The 19,592-nt window shown below is 46.6% G+C and carries 13 protein-coding genes; 4 read left to right on the top strand and 9 right to left on the bottom strand.

What is annotated here, in order from left to right; translation table 11 throughout:
• Nucleotides 1-76: 76 nt before the first annotated feature.
• From AZI87_RS00005 to AZI87_RS00020, 4 genes are all read right to left on the bottom strand, one after another.
• Entirely contained in the window at nt 77-3,181 is a 3,105-nt protein-coding gene (locus AZI87_RS00005) for a S8 family serine peptidase (protein WP_063204413.1), read from the bottom strand.
• Entirely contained in the window at nt 3,178-6,588 is a 3,411-nt protein-coding gene (locus AZI87_RS00010; RefSeq protein ID WP_063204414.1) for a hypothetical protein, read from the bottom strand. The genes AZI87_RS00005 and AZI87_RS00010 overlap by 4 nt, the downstream gene beginning before the upstream one ends.
• A gap of 178 nt (nt 6,589-6,766) precedes the next feature.
• Nucleotides 6,767-7,783 carry a hypothetical protein gene (locus AZI87_RS00015; RefSeq protein WP_063204415.1) on the bottom strand — a complete coding sequence of 339 codons (1,017 nt, stop codon included), beginning with the start codon at nt 7,781-7,783 and terminating at the stop codon, nt 6,767-6,769.
• 193 nt (nt 7,784-7,976) lie between these two features.
• Nucleotides 7,977-10,034 (bottom strand): hypothetical protein, encoded by a 2,058-nt coding sequence (locus AZI87_RS00020; protein WP_253696267.1) that lies wholly within the window; start codon nt 10,032-10,034, stop codon nt 7,977-7,979.
• 124 nt (nt 10,035-10,158) lie between these two features.
• On the opposite strand from AZI87_RS00020, the gene AZI87_RS00025 reads away from it, so the two are divergent.
• Together AZI87_RS00025 and AZI87_RS00030 are read left to right on the top strand one after the other, a co-directional pair.
• Nucleotides 10,159-10,881 carry an FAD-binding oxidoreductase gene (locus AZI87_RS00025; RefSeq protein ID WP_063204416.1) on the top strand — a complete coding sequence of 241 codons (723 nt, stop codon included), beginning with the start codon at nt 10,159-10,161 and terminating at the stop codon, nt 10,879-10,881.
• Nucleotides 10,829-11,779, top strand: coding sequence for a DMT family transporter (locus AZI87_RS00030; RefSeq protein WP_253696269.1), 951 nt, complete (start codon nt 10,829-10,831; stop codon nt 11,777-11,779). Before AZI87_RS00025 ends, AZI87_RS00030 begins: the two co-directional genes overlap by 53 nt.
• 18 nt (nt 11,780-11,797) lie before the next feature.
• Here AZI87_RS00030 and AZI87_RS00035 read toward each other — a convergent pair whose 3' ends face one another.
• The 5 genes from AZI87_RS00035 to folE2 form a co-directional block, all read right to left on the bottom strand.
• Complete coding sequence (locus AZI87_RS00035; RefSeq protein ID WP_063204418.1) at nt 11,798-12,832, bottom strand: DUF475 domain-containing protein; 1,035 nt, start codon at nt 12,830-12,832, stop codon at nt 11,798-11,800.
• Nucleotides 12,833-12,871: 39 nt separating this feature from the next.
• Nucleotides 12,872-15,475: an excinuclease ABC subunit UvrA gene (gene uvrA, locus AZI87_RS00040; RefSeq protein ID WP_063204419.1), complete on the bottom strand. Its 2,604-nt coding sequence runs from the start codon at nt 15,473-15,475 to the stop codon at nt 12,872-12,874.
• Nucleotides 15,476-15,541: 66 nt separating this feature from the next.
• Nucleotides 15,542-16,813 (bottom strand): hypothetical protein, encoded by a 1,272-nt coding sequence (locus AZI87_RS00045; RefSeq protein WP_063204420.1) that lies wholly within the window; start codon nt 16,811-16,813, stop codon nt 15,542-15,544.
• A 145-nt stretch (nt 16,814-16,958) separates the two neighbouring features.
• Nucleotides 16,959-17,453 (bottom strand): Fur family transcriptional regulator, encoded by a 495-nt coding sequence (locus tag AZI87_RS00050; protein ID WP_063204421.1) that lies wholly within the window; start codon nt 17,451-17,453, stop codon nt 16,959-16,961.
• Between the two features lie 117 nt (nt 17,454-17,570).
• A complete protein-coding gene (gene folE2, locus AZI87_RS00055; protein ID WP_063204422.1) occupies nt 17,571-18,482 on the bottom strand; it encodes a GTP cyclohydrolase FolE2 in 912 nt (303 codons plus the stop codon).
• A gap of 123 nt (nt 18,483-18,605) precedes the next feature.
• Between folE2 and AZI87_RS00060 the strand changes: the two genes are divergently transcribed.
• Nucleotides 18,606-19,175, top strand: a complete 570-nt coding sequence (locus AZI87_RS00060; protein WP_063204423.1) for a Maf family protein — start codon at nt 18,606-18,608, stop codon at nt 19,173-19,175.
• Entirely contained in the window at nt 19,172-19,576 is a 405-nt protein-coding gene (locus tag AZI87_RS00065; protein WP_063204424.1) for a cytidine deaminase, read from the top strand. The genes AZI87_RS00060 and AZI87_RS00065 overlap by 4 nt, the downstream gene beginning before the upstream one ends.
• The last annotated feature ends 16 nt before the right edge of the window (nt 19,577-19,592 follow it).

Below are 19,592 nucleotides of genomic sequence, written 5' to 3' on the forward strand. Positions count from 1 at the left end.
CAAGAAGAGTGCGCATTACATTTTTCATTTGTGGTTCCTCCTATGTGTTTTCGTCCCTATATGTGTTTTGTATTTACTAATACGTCAAATTAACTCTGAGTAACTTGTCTCCGCAGTAGTAATCGAAAGAGTGAGCCCCTTTCGCTCCGTCGAAGACAGGTGTCTCCATCGAACGGCATCCCGAAGACTTAAATCTTAAGCGCGCCGGTGACACCAGTTCGATCGCAGATCCATCCTTTGCAAAAACCGGTACCAACATTTTGACACCACGGCTGAGGCCGGCACTTTCAGTAGTAAAGATCCCAGGAATCTTTATTGATGCATTGCGCGCATCACGCAAAGTTAATGGGATGTACAGACTGATAAAGAGGTTGTCTGGGAAGAATGTATAGCGGTCTAAACTCTTGCTCCAAACCTGCCCCGAAAGCAGGTCATGGTACTGAATTTCAGAATTTGTAAGAACGAAAGCCCCCTTGCGTTGCTGACCGGCGAAGACCGCACGAACGCGCAAAGCGGAGTCAAATTGGGACCGCTGAGCCCCCAACTGACGATCCAAAAGGTCAAAGTCCTTGTTATCAAAAAGCGTTAAACGCTGCTTACGACTCAAGCCTTCCCCGAACCAGAAGCTCCCCGCGAATTCGTCCTTGTTGTAATCAAGGTTCTGAATTTTATCCACGCGGGTGTCTAGGATGTTTCGGTAAACATTTGAGTCATGAAATAAATCAAGCTCCATGAAGTTTTCAATCTTCCCGTTAACCACTTCGGCGACGGCGAAGTCATATAAATAGGAAGGCTTGGCTTCCGTCCCCTGATTCTTCGCTAAAAGAATCGCGATACGACCGGCTTCAACCTGATCTTGACGAGGTTGAATGATATCCACGATTTGATAGTCTTCGTGATCACGCAAAGCTTTCAGCTGATTCTTTTCGTTTAAGAAGTACAGACGAAGCTTGGATTGTTCATAGTTATCTGGATTTTCCCAGTAATCTTTGAGATCACGCTTACGATCCGGGTCTTTACCACCACCCAACCATGTGGGGCGCTTCGTACCGCCGATGGATTGCCAGTAAATTTGCGACGCATCCACAGGCATTGGCGCCATCACACCGTCATACTTAAAGCTATCGACTAACTTCAAAGAAGAATCAAAAACGAAGAAGGATGTTGGAGAACCTTTGTAGTCTTCCTCTTCGGTCTTATCTTCCAAAACTCCCAAGACATATTCACTGCGACCATCGCCGTTCATATCCATGCGAGCTGTCACTTTATCCAGAAGATTATCGCTCTTGCCTTCAATTTGGATTTTAGTACCGCCAGAAGCTTTGTAAGTTCCGTTGCCCGCATCAGCGACGAGGTAAAGCTGCCATGTATTTTTATTTTCAATCAACGCCAGGTAATCACGTTGATTCGTATCTGCGTCTAAGTTTTGATCGAGCGGAATGAAAGAAAAGCGTCCCTTCGGCATGCCCACGATGGGGAACGTTTGAATATCACTTCCCGCTAAGTTCGCATTCACTTCCACAGTCACTTCGCTTTCTAAAACGTAGCGACGAGCTTCTTGGCCGTTCACAGAAACATCCACAGTCAGATCAAGCTCACTTGGAATGCGAGATTGCGAAGGATCGGCAGCATCCACGATCGTCATCGCCACCGTATACTTACGAACTTCACCCGTTTTCCATAAAGCCGCATAAGGAGCAATTTCTTTAATCGAAGTCACCCACGGACGAGCCGCTTCGGGATGAGGTTTTAAGAAATTAGCGGTCATACGCACTTGAGAGATATCTACAGGCGCCCACTTATTCACAAAAGAAATTTCGAAGTTAAGATCTTTACTTTTACGATCCCAAACGATTTCGGATTTTTCTTTATTGGCGATAGTGATGAGTGGTTGCGCAGGAACTTTCAGAGCGCGTTCCACGTCCATATTTCCACCGACGGAATACTTCTTATAGACTTCTTTTTCAGGTGATAACACGCGTCCTTGTTCATGTGAACCACCCGACACCAACGATAGATTCGAAAGCAACGGACGAGATCCCAAAACCAGACGAGCATACACTTCATTGGCTGGCACACCACGAGCCAAAAGTTCCGCCACGGCGGCTGCTACATAGGGAGACGCCTGAGAAGTGCCCGAGAGGTATTCGTAACCCAATGTAGAACGGAAACGCACAGGACGACGTCCTTCAGGATACGTACTTAAAATATTTAAGCCCGGTGCAACGATATCAACACCACTGCCGAAGTTAGAAAAGTGAGCCATCGCACCGTCGGGACCCGCTGCACTAACGCAAATCACGTTAGGGTAAGCACACGGTCTTAAAAGAGCGCGAGTGGAGTCATTTCCCGCCGCCGCAACGATGATGATACCGCGAGCTTGAGCCTCCTCAATCACCTTCCGCATAAATTCAGAATCCGAAGTCTGTGGCCACCCCATAGAGAAGTTGATTACTTGAGCGCCTGAGTGCATCGCATAGATCACACCGCGAGCAACAACATCACCCAGACTCTTTTTGATATTCTCGCGACCTTCTTCAGAAGGAGAATCATAGATGGATAGTGGCTTAATCGGTTCACTGGGTTGAACCCCAATAACCTGCACAGGCAGGATTTCAACGTTTTCGCTTAAACCACGAATGCCGACGTTATTGCCAACTTCCGCTGCGATAATACCGGCGACATGAGTTCCGTGACCTTGGTCATCACCAAAATCAGGGCGCCCCATGATTTTATTCGTCGGGTTCACCGCGCCTAAAAGACTCCAGCCTTGGCAATCTAAGGGATAACCATTTTTATCCATATCCACTTCAGGATTTTTAAGATCCATCCATTTTGCTTCACACTCTTTGCGATCTTTGTCTTCTAGGCAGGCATTGAACTTCGCTAAAGCACGGCATTCGGTCTCGTTACGGTGAATGACGTTTTTAAGATCTGGATGATCTTTCTGGATACCCGTATCTAAGACGGCAACAAGCACTTTCTTTTTGGCCTTTTGTGGAGCTGGCAGGCGCACGTCTTCTTGGGCGCGAGCAGGCACCTTGTAAGTGTGCAAAGGATCCAAGTCCACTGTTTGCGGTTGGCCTTGATTATTAATTCCCCACTGGTAGATAGCGAAGGGATCCGCCGCGAAGGCCGAAACAGTTCCTAGTGTCAGCAAAACAAAGAGTGCGTTTCTCATCGGAAGCTTCCTTGTGAACGATCTAACTCAATCGGAGAAATACGGGTCTTATTGGCAAACATCGCAATCAAGCCGCTGGCGTAATCCATGTTTTTCTTAGGATCACCCAAAGTATTTGAGAAGTACTCTAAGTCCCCATCTTCATCACCACTGCGGAAACCATTGATACGAACAAAGAAGACATAGTTTTCTTCACCTAAGAACTTTAAAAGTTGTGGAAGAGGAATTTCTTCTTCTAAAATATAAAGAACATTCGTCATCCACTGCGTCTGAGACTTTTTGTCTTTAGGATAACTAGCGGAAGCTTTCAAAAGCTTTTCCATCCAAGGAATCATACAGTCGTAGTTTGTACCATTGAGCCAAGCCGAGGTCGGCGTGTTTTGCGCACTGTCGTTCTTGCCACCACCATGACGATTTTCATGGTACTCATAGCAGGCCGCCATGTAACGATTCTTACCGGCGTTGTAATTGCCATTTCCTAGAACTTTCAACATGTCGTCGAACATTTCTTTATCGTTAGCGCGCGCCTTACGACCCATTTTTTCACTCAGCTTTTGGAAAACGCCGCTGATAAATTTGGAACGTTTGACAGACTTCCCATTCGCATCTGGCTGAAGAACTAAATCACGCACTTTATCAAGGCCACCTGGCAAGATCGAAAGATTCGCCGTGATACGATAGAAATCCACGGCCGTCACCGTTGAGAAAGCCTCAGGCTCAATCAAACGGTAAGACATTAAAGGAGCGCCGTTTAATTCTTGTTGAACTTCATCTAGAAGCTTAAAGAATTTTTTGCGGTTCAAATGCCATCCGCCCCACACGTGTTGAATCACGGCAACGGAAGGATATTGAGTGCCTTTCACCGTCAGATCGGCCTCTGTAGTGACTGTTCTCCAGTAAGCTTTACCGAATGGCGTGTTGGCTGGATTTGGATCATTTGTTTCAGCCAGATCAATCTTGTTGTCAGGCTTCCACTTGCTGAGAATGCCTTTAATCCAGTCCGTCGCAAAACCCAAAAGATCACGGCCTTTCAACTCACCACGTTTATTAGCAAACAGAGTCACCTCAGAATCCTTAGGATCTAGATCTGGAGCGTCGGGCGAACGTGGGTAACGGATTTTCAATAAATGATCCTCTGTGAAAGAGTTCATACGGATCGCAAAGACCTTTGTGCGCATCTCTTTAGTTTTAAGCTGGTGATCAATCTCAAATTTCTTATGCGCGAAGTTTGCGTAAAGAAGTTCAGGATCATTGCTCTTAAATAACGAGCGCAAAGCAGGCTTCAAATTGTTACGAGTGGCCAAAAAGTCTTTAACGAATTTTGAATCCGCGTTTTCAGTATCTAGGAGTTCCGCGTATTCCGGATTGTAATCAATAACGAAAGCATCCGTATTAAGATCCGTCCACGTTGTGCTGGCGCGAACACGCATCAAATTAATGAAGTAGTTCACATCCAAGCTCATCCCCAAAGCACTGGCTTTTTGGTTACGAACGTAGACTTGGATACCTTCCTTCGTCCGCATAAAGCTTGTTTGACGAAGAATCGCGCGAGAACCATCAGCCCCAACGGAGACAGAGTTGATGAAACTTAGCGGAGTAATCCCCATCAAGACATCTAAGGAAGATGTTAATTGCGCATAAGCAGATAGCGCCACAGAGTCCGTGATTGTGAAGACTTCGCCTTCACGAAGTTCCGCCAAGAACGCATCCAAAGGCTGTTGCTTCTTACCATCTTCAGACGTGATGAGGTCTTTTTCCGTCAAGACTTGAGAAAGATTGTTCATGTAACGAGGAAGCAAGATATTCTTCCACGGAACTTTCGCACCTTCGGTGATGGAAAGAAGAGGACGTACGTGAGTGTAATCCCGCATCACCATGACGTTGGCACCGGCAAACGGTACGACGTCAGGAACTCCGTCCAAAGTCATAAAGTAGCCTAAACGACCCGCCACGCTCATGTTATCGACAAGCTGAATCGCCGCCGAACTTCCATAGTAAGTGCCCGTCGAAACATGGCGAGTGGCAGCTAAGTTAAATCCACCAACAGGTCCACCCCAAGCCTCCACTTGTTGGTAAAGTGGCTCATTCGGTTTAGTACGGATATGGTCCATGATACGATTTGTGATCTCTTCACGGCGGTTGGCATAAAGGTCATTCACCTTCAGCAAATCCAATTTTTCGTTAAGGTAGTTGATCACGGTTCCAATCGCCATGGATTTAGAGCGGATTCCAAGGTAGCGCTCTAAATCACCATCTTGGAATGGCGACTGACGGTCTCCGTGCGCAAAACGCTGTGGGTAACCAGGAACGAATTCCTTCATCACCTTCCCGTTTTGCACTAGCCCACTCTTCGTAGAAATATCCAGACGAGGAAGCGACCAGTTCGCCGCACCTTTAAGATTGAAAAGTTCCAAGGCATTGTGCGCGCGGTGGATAAGTTTTGCTAACACCAACTCTTCAAGCTCTGACGGGAAGGCCCCTGCCTTCACGATGTCTTGAAAGTCTTGATAACGAAGTTGGGCCAAACGACGCACCAACCAACGAGCATCTTCATAAGTACACGCAGAAAATGACTCTGCGGAAGGATGTGTAAGAACGACGTGGCCCGAAAGAACAGAACCTAATTTCGGAGAAAAACGGTTGATACTTTCAGGAACATCCACCAAAGAGAATGGAAGAATCAACGCACGGTAAGCGCGGTAACGAGAGAATCTTTGCACCGTTGGCAATTGATCTGGATTGTTTGGATCTGGAGCATAACCCCATTGAATATCAAAGTATTCAGCGACAGCCGGTTCAAGAACCGCATCTGAAAAAACAACCGTGTGATTGGTTTTGTTATTCTCCGTCACCCAGCCACGACTTTCAAAGTCAGAAATCATGGATTCTTGAGCATTCTTCAAGAAAGCTTCTTTTTCTTCTTCATTCGCGAACTGAACACGCAGGTTGCGATAGTACTTTGGAGACGGAACGTAATAGCCGAGTTTTCTTAAAAGAGCGGCTCTCATCAAAGTTGTGTGAGAGTAACGGCTGAGGCTTAAGCGATAGAAAAGACCCGGGCTTTCAATGGATTGAACGCGAGACATGTATGTGAAGGGCAAAGCGGCTTCTTCAGAAAGGAACTGCACACCGCGAGCGGCCGCAGGATAAGCGCCAGGAACGTTTTCCACCGCATCGTAAATACGGTTTTGCCACATCTTGTTTTCGATAGGATTGAAGGTGCTAAGGTCCGTTCCTTGATTAGCGAGGGCTGCGGCCTGACCGACGTCTAAAGGGCTTCCAGAGCGGTTTAGAAGGTCTGCGGAGGGCTTTTTGACTGACTTTAGCGGTAGTGACACACTCTCCGCACTCGCGATAGAGAGCATCATCAGGCATAAAGCGCAGACAATAACTATTCTTAAAGACATTCACGCCCCCTTTTGGGTAGGGTCAAAAATTCGTGTTCTAGCACCGTCCGCGAATTTAGCAATTAGCGGGCCAGTAAGATGGTTTCGTTTTGATTCCAAAATTGCTTAAAAAGCTCTCACCCAAGATCAGTCCCTGAGGACTTCAGGGACCTGAGAACTTTTTATAGGTCTGTTCTGTTTATCTACATTGACCCTTGTAGTGCGCTAGCATCGCTTTTTCCAATGGAGCGCGCTCATCTTCACTTACGATAAATGCTCCGACAGGACGGGACGCATTTTGGTAAACAAAGCCGCCAACAATGGCTGGAGAATAAAATTGTCCACTCGTTCCATCAAAGTACAGAAGAACGTCACGAGAAGGCTGATTTGAGTCGTAAACTGTGAATTCATAGACATTGCTTTTTGTTTTCTTATAAGACTTCACCATCACCACGTGCTGGATTGTTCTTTCCACGCGCAGATTCATCAAAGTCAAACGCTTGCCATTCAGGTTTTTAAGAAGTTGTGCCATTGTCGCCCAGTTGGCTTTTACAGAGCGCTCACCGCTTTTGAATGTCATGCCCAAGTTACCGAAGCGGAAGAAACGATTGGCTTGATTGGCTTCGATCTCATCGGTGAAGTTACGGCGCACGCGAGCTCCGCTGATCCATTGATCATAACCGTCACGCATTTCGGCCCACAGACCGTTATATGTATTTGTCGCTTTCAGAGTGTTTCCTTCAACCGCGAAAGTGGAGTAAGAAGCAGGTCTTGTATCGTAAGGGGCATTGGAGTTGTCTCTCGTATTTTCAACCAGTTTATTCCCGCGCACCATATCCAAAATTACGGGCACACGAACGCTCATCGCTTGCGCTCCAACCGTGTTATAGCGAGCTAAGTAAGAGACCATACGTTGAGTGCTCGAAAGGGCCCAGCAGCCCGCAATCGTCGCAACACCACTTCGGAAAGGCCAATTGGTCACGGGCATATTTCTTTCTTCTGAAAACGCATCCGCGCGAATGGCTTTATAGATATTGTCTACTGAAAGAGTTGAACAACGAAGGTTTTCAACTAGTGAGTCATTGATCACACGAGACTGTGCCGCCTTCGAGATGTTTTTAGTTTTATCGGTTTGCGCGAAAGCTTGCTCCGCAGAAACCACAAGAGAAGAAAATAATCCCACAATAAAGAGGAAGAACAGCATAAGTGCTCGCATTTGACGTTCCTTTCATGACAACGATTGGGACATAAGCAAATCCCCGTCCACTGGGAGAACTGATAAAGACGTTTACAGCTGTCAAAGACCTAAACAGGTGACATTTCTGCGGGGCTCTTAGCGTTCGGGCAAAAAAAAAAGAACACCTGGAAGCCAGGTGTTCTTTGAATTTCCGTAATGTTCTCGGTACTTATTAGAAGTTGATACCTAAGCCGACAGTGCCGTAGAAGGTGTTCAACTCGGCTTTTTGATTCAACGAAGAATCCGTGAAGCCGTAGCGTTTGATACCAAATCCTGCCTCGCCGAAGTAGCGGTCCGACCACAAGACCTTACCGTGGAAGTTCAGAGACATGGACGAGTTCAGCTCCACATTCGAATCCATCGAATTCATGTAATAGATGAATTCCATATCCACCCACTTCGGATAACGAAGAAGTGGAACTAAGTTGAAAAGATCATCAAAGACCTTCGGCATAGAACGCGCCCAGAAAGCCCCTACACCTAACATCGGAGCCTTTAATTGATCAAAGGTCACACTTTGATAAGAAAGCATTCCACCCACTGTTTCGTCACGACCCCATAGACCTGGAGTTGCACGGTACTTCAGATCCACAGTCATTACACTTAAAGGAGCCGTGTTCCCTGCATCATCCACTTTCAATTGGTTGAAGGACTGGAAGTACTTTGCACTAAAGCCCCAACGCTGACGAGAAAGCCAATAGTTCGTCCAACCAAAAAGGTCTTCAAACCATTGATTGTATGCCACCTCACCCATGATGATGAACTCACCCGAAGCCTGAACCCCCGTGAAGCGTCCTGAAAATTCGCGCGGGAAACCTTTATAGATTTCATAGAAAGACTTATACGTTTTTCCGTCCATCGTCACATTCAAGTAGGAACGATTGATAGCACCACGCTCTGTCGCTTTGAAATTCCAAACGAAAGAAGCCGGGTCTTTTGCGTTGACCTCTACAGAGTTCTGCTCTGAAGAGATGTCCGCGACCGGCTGTTTACGGCCTTCTAATTTGATACCATCAATGTAGGTCCCCGTTGGGGCGCGCTTACTTAAATACACACGCGCTTGAGCCCGTGGGATTTCTGAAAGTTCAAAGCGTTGTTTGAAGACGCCTCCGCCCTGACCTGGAAGGTAGATTTTAGGATCATTTTTTTGCACAGCTGCGGCCCAGAATTTTCTTGGATCACCGATAGTAGATTCAAAGCCAAGAAGTTTCGTCAAAGCACTGTACTGATCTGGATTCAAAATCACGGAACGACCCACTGGGCGGGTGTCGTAACCGACGATACGAAGCACTGTTGGTTTTTTCGTATCTGAAATATCCATCAGTTGAAGTTTATTCGGCAAAGTCACAAACTCATACGACTCACCACTTGCTAGCTCGGCAAAGAAAGCAGCGGGCATATCCGCACCTACCGCAACCGAGTTTTTCAATGGCGCTTCTTCATTTTGCACAAGCACACGCGCCGGAGTGGGGTCCATACGAACTTTACCCATTACGACGTTTTGTCCCGAAGACTTCGTACCGTAACGTTGCGAACACATTTTTGTCGAGTTGCGACCGTCAGATTGAGTTACGCAAAAACGGAAAGAATCCTTCTGTCCCCAGAAGGGAGCGTTGGCGGCTCTAGCATCTAAAGCGAACTGAGTACCAAAAATACCCGCGCGACCGATTTGTTTTGCTTCAACACCTTTTCCAATGAGGTCTTTGCGCCACTCTTCCAGTTGTTTGATCCATTTATCGTGATCGGCTTGCGTGAACGTGTAGCTCCAAAGAACTGTTCCCGTTCTAGAGATCATCTCGATCGTACCATGAGTCATCAACTTATCCGGCCAAGACATCAAAAGCATGACCTTGCTGGCTTCACCGCCACTCAACACCTGATTGATTTGTGAGTGCGTTTTACCCAGCGGAAGAAGTGCGAAGAAAAAGTTTTTCTCATTCAACGCCACATTCCCGATTTTCAATTGCTTTCCATTAGCGCCCGTCAGGTCGTATTCCAATTCCAATGGAGGCAAGATTACACCGTTATCCAACTGATCGAAGTAAAGGGCTTTGTTGAACTCCCGCGTCGCTGCTGTTTTAAGCAGGGATCTTTGTGGAGCAGGAATTTCTTCCTGAGTTTCTGCGGGGGGCTGAGAAGTGGCTTCCTGAGGAGCCGGAGTCTCTTGAGCCTGCGCGAACGTTGAAAAAGACAAGACAAGGGATAAGACCAGATGCTGCGCAATATTCACGTAGATACCTCATTGCTGTGTTGCTTATTGAATTTTATTGAATGCGAGGTTTTGTAACAAGCTAAAATATTGGACTGTCTGGGATTTTCGGATTATTAAGACCTTTTAAAACTGAAGGAGCCTTATGTCTTCCGCTCGTAAAGTCTATCACATGAGAGTCACTGAAATCATCGACCACACCCCGACCGTGCGAGAATTGGTGCTAAAAACCGAGGAACCGGGGGAATTTACCTTTAAAGCGGGTCAATTCGTGATGCTAAATGTGCCGCAAGGGGAAGCAAAACCTATTTTAAGAGCTTATTCCATCGCCTCTGACGACAGAATCAAGAACGGCTTCCGTTTGCTTTTCAAGTTCGTTGAAAATGGTGTGGCCTCGACATTTGTATGGGCTCTTAAAGGTGGAGAGCTTATAAACTTCACAGGTCCTTTCGGAAAAGTCTTCTTCCAAGAGCCGCCAACCGAACAAATCGTGTTCTTAAATACCGGCACAGGACTTTCTCAACATATCTGCTATTTGCTTTCTAAAAAAGAACAGTACCCAAATCTTCGCTATCGCATGCTCTTTGGGGTGCGCTCTGAAAAAGACATGTACTACCAAAAAGAGGTCGAAGCTTTGATGAAAGAGCTTCCTGATTTCAAATTTGAATTTGTCTTAAGCCGCCCTAGCGAAGAGTGGAAAGGCAAAAAAGGTTACGTGCAGAACTTCATTTCGGAATTTGATTACAAAAATATTCCGACGACGTTCTATCTTTGTGGTAACGGCGGAATGATCAAGGAAGTAAAACATCAACTTCTTGAGGTCGACGGCTTCGACAAAACTCGCATCTGGTCTGAAGCGTTTGACTAAAAATCGCGCGGCCTTAGAGTTGATTTTCGCCGGAGTCCTTTGGGGCTTCGGCTTTATCGCCACAGTGTGGGCACTGCGTGCCTTTACCCCCACAGAAACCCTGGTTTTTCGTTTCATCATCGCCGCGATCGTCGGTGAAGTTTTTTATCTGCTTGCGAAGGGACCTAACTTCACCACAATTCGTGAAGAGCTCTTTCGCGCCCTGCCCGCCGGACTTCTTTTAGGCGGAATGCTGCTACTGCAAACCATCGGTCTGAAATACACAACCGCGACGAAGAGTGGATTTTTGACCAGTCTTTACGTCATCATCGTGCCTTTGCTGAATGCTTGGTTTTTCAAAGCGCCTTCGACATTGAAAAACTATTTGATCGTGGGTTTGGCCTTGGCAGGAACTTTTATTTTGGTCGACGCGAATCTTTCCGGCATTAATGCCGGTGATCTGTGGACCATCGGCTGCTCGGTGTTTGCCGCGTTTCATATTATTTACATTGGGAAGATTTCAAATCGTGTTGGTAATGCGTTTCGCTTTAATAACTTCCAATCGTTTTGGTGTCTGCTAGCTTTAATGCCTTTGTACATCGCTCAAGAGCGAAGTCCGATGCCGGTAGATTGGACTCCGTGGCTGGGTGTTCTTTGTCTGGGATTAGGTTCCAGTATTATCGCGTTTTATTTGCAGGTGCGAACTCAACGAGTGCTTTCGGATTCCACGGCCAGCATGCTTTTTCTTTTAGAATCCCCGTTTGCGGCGGTCTTCGGTTTCTTGATTCTCAACGAAAGACTTTCATTGTTTCAAACCCTTGGAGCGATCACGATCATGATTGCCTCTGTGTTGCAGATTTGGCTTGATCCTTCCAATAAAAAAGCCGCCGTTTCAGAAAATAAAAAAGGCTCTGTTTAAGAGCCTTTTTTTTATTACCTAGTGAGCTTTAAGCTGTTTTTCGTTTTTCTTTAAAGACCAGATGAATGAAGTCACGATGATGACTCCACCACTCAGTCCGGTGATCCACTCGGGGATGTGTAAGAACGGATCAGATAACATGATCATGGCTAATAAACCAATCGCGTAAAAGGCACCATGTTCTAAAAATGCAAACTTCGTTAAAGCCTCTTTTTCTACGAACATGATTGTTAAGCTACGTACGAAGAACGCACCGATACTTAAACCGATCATGATAATGAAAAGATTGTGCGTGATCGCGAATGCTCCGACAACACCGTCGAAACTGAAAGAAGCATCTAGAACTTCCAAGTATAAGAACATACCAGCACTTGCTTTATGCACGTCTTTCATTTGATCATCTGAAGCTTCAAGCCATGAACCGATACCATCGACGATCACATAAGTGATAAGACCCGCCATCCCCGCTTTGATGAAGCGCAAAGATTCATCATCAGGAAGGAATTGGGAAATGATCGCTAAGATAATAAGGCTTAACGCCACTTCGATGGCTTCGACTTTACTTCCCAAGTAAGCTGTCGGCTTTTCAATCACTGGAATCCAGTGCAAGTCTTTGCTTTCATCATAGAAGTACTTCAACGCCACCATCAAAAGGAAGGCTCCGCCAAAGGCCGCTACTTCCAAATGCGCCCCTAACATCAACTGCGCGTAATCATCTGGTTTTGTTGCTGCCATCACCAAGGCTTCCCAAGGGCTGACATGCGCCATGAAGGTCACGATCAATAGTGGGAACACCAAACGCATGCCGAAAACGGCAATCAACATCCCCCACGTCAAAAAGCGATGACGCCAAACCGGAGTCATTTCTTTAAGTACGACGGCGTTTACAATCGCGTTGTCGAAAGAAAGAGAGATTTCAAGAATAGCCAAAATGAAAGCGATGAAAAGAGCGCTTAATCCTGCGCCGACTGTACCGCCGTAATAGTGACCAACAAAATAGGACGCAATAAGTCCCAGAATCGTAAATGCAAAGGAGCCTGTGAAGTATTTCATGCTCCAAAAATTCGTCGATTCTGGGCGAAGAATCAAGCCTTATTTAAGAACGGGTTTTAGGAATTTACCTGTTTCGCTGCCTGAAACCTTGGCAACTTGTTCTGGGGTGCCAGTGGCGACGATCAAACCGCCGCCTTTACCACCATCCGGTCCCAAATCAATCACATGGTCAGCGGTTTTAACCACTTCCATATTGTGTTCGATGACGAGAACAGTATTGCCGGCATCCGCCAGCTCTTGAATCAGTTCCACAAGTTTTCGAACGTCATCAAAATGCAATCCGGTTGTAGGCTCATCCAAAATATAAAGCGTCTTGCCGGTGCCGCGACGAGAAAGCTCTTTAGAAAGCTTCACCCGTTGCGCTTCTCCCCCAGAAAGAGTCGTCGAGCTTTGACCTAAGGTCATGTAATCCAAACCCACGCGGTGCAAAGTTTCTAACTTGCGATAGATCTGGGTGTGATTGCGGAAAAACTCTAACGCTTCCGCCACACTCATTTCCAAAACATCGGCGATGGATTTATTTTTATACTTAATATTCAAAGTCTCGCGATTGTAACGTCGGCCTTGGCATGTATCACAGGTCACGAACACATCACTTAAGAAGTGCATCTCAACACGAATCTGCCCGTGCCCCATACAGGTTTCGCAACGACCGCCCTTCACGTTGAAACTAAAGCGTCCTGGTTCGTAACCGCGCAACTTAGAATCGGGAAGATTCGCAAAAAGATCGCGAATCATCGGGAACAAACCGACGTACGTCGCTGGTGTTGAACGAGGCGTTCGACCAATCGGACGTTGATTGATATCAATGACTTTATCAATTTTATCCAAGCCTTCGATCTTTTTATAAGGTGATGGTTGCGCCAAAGCTTTATAAAAGTGTTGTGCCAGAATCTTATAAAGAGTGTCGATGATCAGCGTACTTTTTCCTGATCCTGACACCCCGGTAACTGCGGTGAAAGTTCCCAACGGAATTGAAAGATCCACGTTGCGAAGATTGTTGCCTGTAGCTCCGGTGATCTTTAAAAAATCACCGTTCCCTTTTCGGCGCTCTTTAGGAATAGGAATGCGCACGTCGCCTTTAAGGTATTTACCTGTTAAGGAGTTCGGATTTTTCTCTAACTCTTGAGGTGTTCCTTGTGCCATCATCTGGCCCCCTAAAACACCCGCGCGAGGTCCTAAGTCGACAACGAAATCAGCATAGCGAATCGTGTCTTCATCGTGCTCGACTAGTAAGATGGTGTTACCTCGGTCTTTGAGCTCTCCGATGATATCTAACAAACGATGGTGATCTCTGGGGTGAAGACCGATACTCGGTTCATCCATCACATAAAGCACGCCGATCAAGGAAGAACCGACTTGAGTCGCCAGACGAATCCGTTGTGCCTCACCACCCGAAAGAGTTCGAGCCGGGCGACTTAAGGAAAGATAAGACGTTCCGACGCGTACCAAGTAATCTAAGCGTGACACGATTTGCTTCACGATTTTTTCAGCAATCAATTGGTCTTTGGATTTCCATTTGATTTTAGAAATCCATTCGCGCAATTCTACCGAACTTAAATCGGCCAGCTCTGCGATTGTTTTTTCGCCTACGCGAATATTCAGCGCTTCTGGTTTTAAGCGTGTCCCCTTACAGTCAGGACAAGCATTAAGAACCATCTCTTCGCCTTCTTCATCATCCTCGTCTGAAGTTTTTTTGCCTTTGTATTTATAGACGACTTTATCAAGCTTCTTACCGCCGACTTCGGAATCAGAAAACTGTTCTTCTTCTTCCAAATCCAAAGTGCCCAGCCCGTTGCAGGTCTCACAGGCTCCACGAGGATTGTTGAAACTGAAAATACGCGGTTCAATTTCCGGGAAGCTGTATCCACACTGAGGGCAAGCAGAATGTAAAGAGTAAGCCGTACGCTCACCATCTAAAGTTTCGATGATCACGCGGCCATTGGCCATGCCTAGTGAAGTATTGATACTTTCTGCCAAACGATGCTTCAGCGTATCTTTCAAAATCAATTGATCCACGACCAGGTCAATATCGTGGGTTTTGGTTTTCGCTAATTTAGTGGCTTTATCAAGATCGATCATCTTTCCGTCGACCTTGGCCTTCACAAAACCTTTTTTGGCCCAACGTTGGAACTCGGCTAAGAACTCCCCTTTTTTTCCAGAAGCCATGGGAGCTAGAACATAGAACTTTGTGCCCATGCTCTTTTTCATCACGTCTTCAATAATCTGCTGCGGAGTCTGACTGCTGACCGGAATATGGTGAATCGGACACTCAGGAATACCTACTTTTGCATAAAGCAAACGAAGATAGTCGTAAATCTCTGTCACGGTTCCAACGGTCGAGCGAGGATTGGTGCTGACAGACTTTTGATCGATGGCAATAGCTGGCGACAATCCTGAAATGGAATCAACTTCCGGCTTTTTTAACTGTTCAAGGAAGTTTCGCGCATAGGCCGAAAGACTTTCCACATAACGGCGCTGTCCTTCAGCGTAGACCGTGTCAAAAGCCAGAGACGACTTTCCACTGCCACTGAGGCCTGTGAAGACAGTGATCTTATTTCGGGGAATAGTCACACTGACATTCTTGAGGTTATGTTCTTTGGCGCCTTTTACTATGATTCCGTCTTCTTCAGCATGCGACATAAGCCCTCATTCTAGGATGAGGGGTGAAGAACAGCAAGGGCCAGTCGTTGAAATGCAGTGCTTCTATTATAAGCCAAACCCACATTTGCGCTTGATATAAGCGTCAAAATCAGAGTCCGAGAAGTATTTAAAGCGAGCCGAGGAGCTACTAGATTGATCGGGCCACAAATCCACCACAGGTACTTTGCAGGACCGACCTTGTTTGCTGATTGTCGCCGTTCCGTTGCGTTGAAGGCGCGGCTCTTCTCCCACCCGGTCTACGCGCACCATGACGCCGTTACCGCTGTAAGAGATCTTTGCGGGATTCAAGGCCTTTCCTCCCGAGGTCAAGGCGCCCGTTTCTGAAAGCACACCACCAATAACTTCTTTGGTTTGAGTATTGAATGTCACCGTTTCACCGGTAGGCAACGTGACGATTTGCTTATTTCCTTCTACACGGATGTGCGGCAAAGTTTTGCGCGGCAAAAGCACGATATAACTTTCTTGTGTCTGACTGATCGTGGAGTTCGGCATATCACTAATCGAAAAACCCAAGCTTTGACGGGCCCCCGCTTCAAAATCAAAACTCCACTCACGCATACGCGATTCACCACTGCTCACGATTTTATTCGGTCCGCGATTGTAGAATTTAAATTTACCCGGAGTTGGGTCGTCGCCATACGAACAAACATCGTAACCGCCTTGTTTGGAGGAACAACGCACCGAACGCAATCCATAAGGATTCACTGTGCGAGTCGGTGGATTGATCACCGGAGTATCTTGTGTCGGCTTTGCCGTCCAGTTGACAAGGCCTTCTGGAGCCCCGATAGGAGTGACGGATTCTCCTCGCGAAGTCAGTTGCGCGACTTCACAGTCTGAACAAGGTCCACCCGCTTTTCCTTGCTCTTGTACGACACGATTGGCTTGAGACACATTTTCGATTACTTTTTCTGCCGTCTCCGTAGCGGGAACACGCAGTGCTGGCGTTTCCTTTGTCGTCTTCACTTGCGTCGCGACTTCCACAGTTTCTGTCGAAGCATTCTGCTTCATCTCTTTTTCACCCGGATACAGTTTCATCGATGGGTTTGCGGTGTTGTAGTAAACCCAGACGGACTCGCCCTTATGAGGGCCGGATGTCAGTTCCACTTTCAAACCGTAATTTCCAGAATTAAACTTTTTAGTTTCTTCGATACGCGCACGCGTTCCGGGCGGCATCACAAATTTTACGTTTTTCGTGGATTTAAGAAAATTCGCTGAGTAACGAGCGTTGAAATATCCTTCAAGCTCAACGATATCCCCGCCCTTGAAACCAAGACAAAACACGATGAATAAAATAAGGGCATGTTTCAGAAATCGCATCAAAAGTCCTATCGGACTTTCCAAAACACTTCGCAACCCCAACCCATAAAATTATTGAAGTTTCCCTAGTATAGCGACGGTAATTCTCAAATTGAGACGACAATATTACGAAACGAAAAAGGACCGATTTCTCGGTCCTTTAGGATTACACCTTAGCTTGGCAAGACGGGCATACACCGTACAGCTCTAAAATGTGGTGGGTCAGCTTAAAACCGAACTGATGCGCGACTTTTTCTTGAAGACCTTCGATGGCTTTGTTTTCAAACTCGCAAATCTTTCCGCACTTCACGCATGTTAAGTGGTCGTGGTGACCTTTCGGAGTCAGCTCATAGCGCGCTGGCAATCCGCCCATGCGCACTTCTGTCACGAAGCTGCCCTCTGTCAGCGTGCGAAGGAAGCGATACACTGTCGCAAAACCAATATCTGGATGGTCTTTATTTAGCTTTTCATAGAGCTCTTGAGCTGTGACGTGGCGGCGGCCATCGTGCAAGGCCTTTAGAATCGCCATACGTTGAGTTGTAACTTTAAGATTCAAGGCACGGATAATACGTTTGAGCTCGGGCTCATCAAATTGTTCCGTATGAACTACGATGTCTTCATCATGTTGTCTTGGAAGAAATGGAACTGCGTCTTTACCCATGGGCACCTCGAACGACCATTTATAGAAGAAGTGCCCTCAGAAGTCCAAATAATTAAGAATCATTTTCAGTTGATTCTTAATTACCTGGCCGCTTTTCCAAGAAAATCAACCTAAGTACTAGAAAGTACGAAGGTTTTTACCCTTAGATATATGAGAAACAGCGTTATGTGGATGCAGGCTTTCGACGTGGCTGAACTCAGCAACGTAATCCAGAATCTCCGCTTTGGCATCCAAAGCTTCTTTAACCCGGCGAGCCGCATCTTCACAGAACATCAAGTTTTGACCATTGCGAAGAGCGAACTCTTGCTCGTCTTCCCTTTTCACCGCACCTTGAACGGCGGTTTGCAGAGCCTCTTCAACCAAGTCAATCAAATCGCCGTAGTTAAAGTTCGGTCCCACCTCTGCTTTGACACGTGCAAAACTTCTTTGCGCGTGCGGAGTCGCGACGATCCCTTGCGGAGTTCCCAACCAAGAATGAACGACGTCAAAATCCAAAGAGCGCTCTTCAAATTGTTGTTTGAAACTATCTTGAATCAATTGACGAGACAAAGCCGCTGAAGCCGGGCAAGTACTTGAATAGGTCACAACCACTTCAACGAAGTAATTCTTGGCGCCTTCCTTGTTGAATGAAGAAAGAATCACGGGATAAGAGCGCCAAGCTTGGTTTGCACTCTTTAAGGCTTTGCGTACGAGCGGAGCTTCAAACTGCACTTGCACCAAAGCTTGCGTCGAAAGATCTTCATGCGTGCGCAGGAACTCATCCGTCGTTTGACCAAGAAGACCCAAAGACATTTCGTTCTTCGACAAGGTTTCTTGAGTGATAAGATACAAACGCGACATATGAATGCCACGTGAAGGAGTTTTATCTAAGCTGACTTTTGCATCCACGCGAGCCGGAATGCGATACACACCATCAGATTGACGAAGCAACAAAGGCAATTCAATCGAGCCCATTCCTACCCAGTCAATCGGAGCGTATTTTTCAGCGTGAGTTTCTTTAGCCACATCGGGCAGAGTTTTTTTAGTCATACAATTCTTCAGTTCTCTTCTGGAAATCAGGTTATTCCAGAGACCCTCTGTTTACCCCAATTTCATCGCGTTGGCTCTTAAATTATAGTTTTTACAGCTATTTTGACATATAGTTGAAGCCCTATGGCAGAAAAACAATTGATACTCGCAAGTACATCGAAATACCGCCAAGAGCTGCTTTCTCGTTTGGCTTACAAATTCACCGCAACCGCCCCTTTGATTGATGAAGAAAAAGAGAAGGATCCTAGCCTTTCCCCTCAACATCTTGCAGAGAAGCTGGCGATGTTGAAAGCAGACAGCCTGAAAGGGGCCGGCCGCGTTGTGATTGGAGGCGACCAACTGGTGGCCTTTGAAGGTCGCATTCTTGGCAAGTCGCACACGCCCGAAAAAGCCGTCGAACAGCTTTATTCCATGCAGGGTAAGACACATGAATTGATCACAGCGATCTGCGTGTTTGATGGTGACAAGATGATTCCTTATACTGACATCACGCGCATGCACATGAAAAAACTTTCGCGCGAACAGATCGAGCGCTACGTGCGACTTGATATGCCCACGGATTGCGCTGGAAGTTATAAAATTGAAAAGCATGGCATTATGCTTTTTGATAAAATTGAAAGCCAAGATTTCACGGCCATTCAAGGTTTACCCTTGATCGCACTCAGCAAAATATTAGAGAATTTAGGACTATGACTGATATTCAAAAAAAACTTTTCGAAGCCGCATGTGACGCTCAAAAAAGAGCTCACGCCCCCTACTCTAGCGCATTTATTGGCGCGGCAGTGCTCATGGCGGACGGCTCTATTTATTCCGGGTGCAACGTAGAAAACGCTTCTTTCGGCGGCACTGTGTGCGCCGAACGCGTGGCCATTTTTAAAGCTGTCAGCGAAGGGGCCCCGAAACAAGTGAAAGAGGTATTGGTCGTCAGCGACGCTGAAAAACCATGGCCTCCGTGCGGTTTCTGCCGCCAAGTCATCGCTGAATTCGCGACCGAACAAACCATGATTCACACCGCGAATCTTCACGGAAAAATGAAGTCCTTCGCCTTCCCAGAAATCTTCCCAGAAGCCTTCACCCCAAAACACCTCGACTAGAGGTGCCTGCTTCTTT

The organism is Bdellovibrio bacteriovorus, assembly GCF_001592745.1.
GTDB lineage: Bacteria > Bdellovibrionota > Bdellovibrionia > Bdellovibrionales > Bdellovibrionaceae > Bdellovibrio > Bdellovibrio bacteriovorus_B.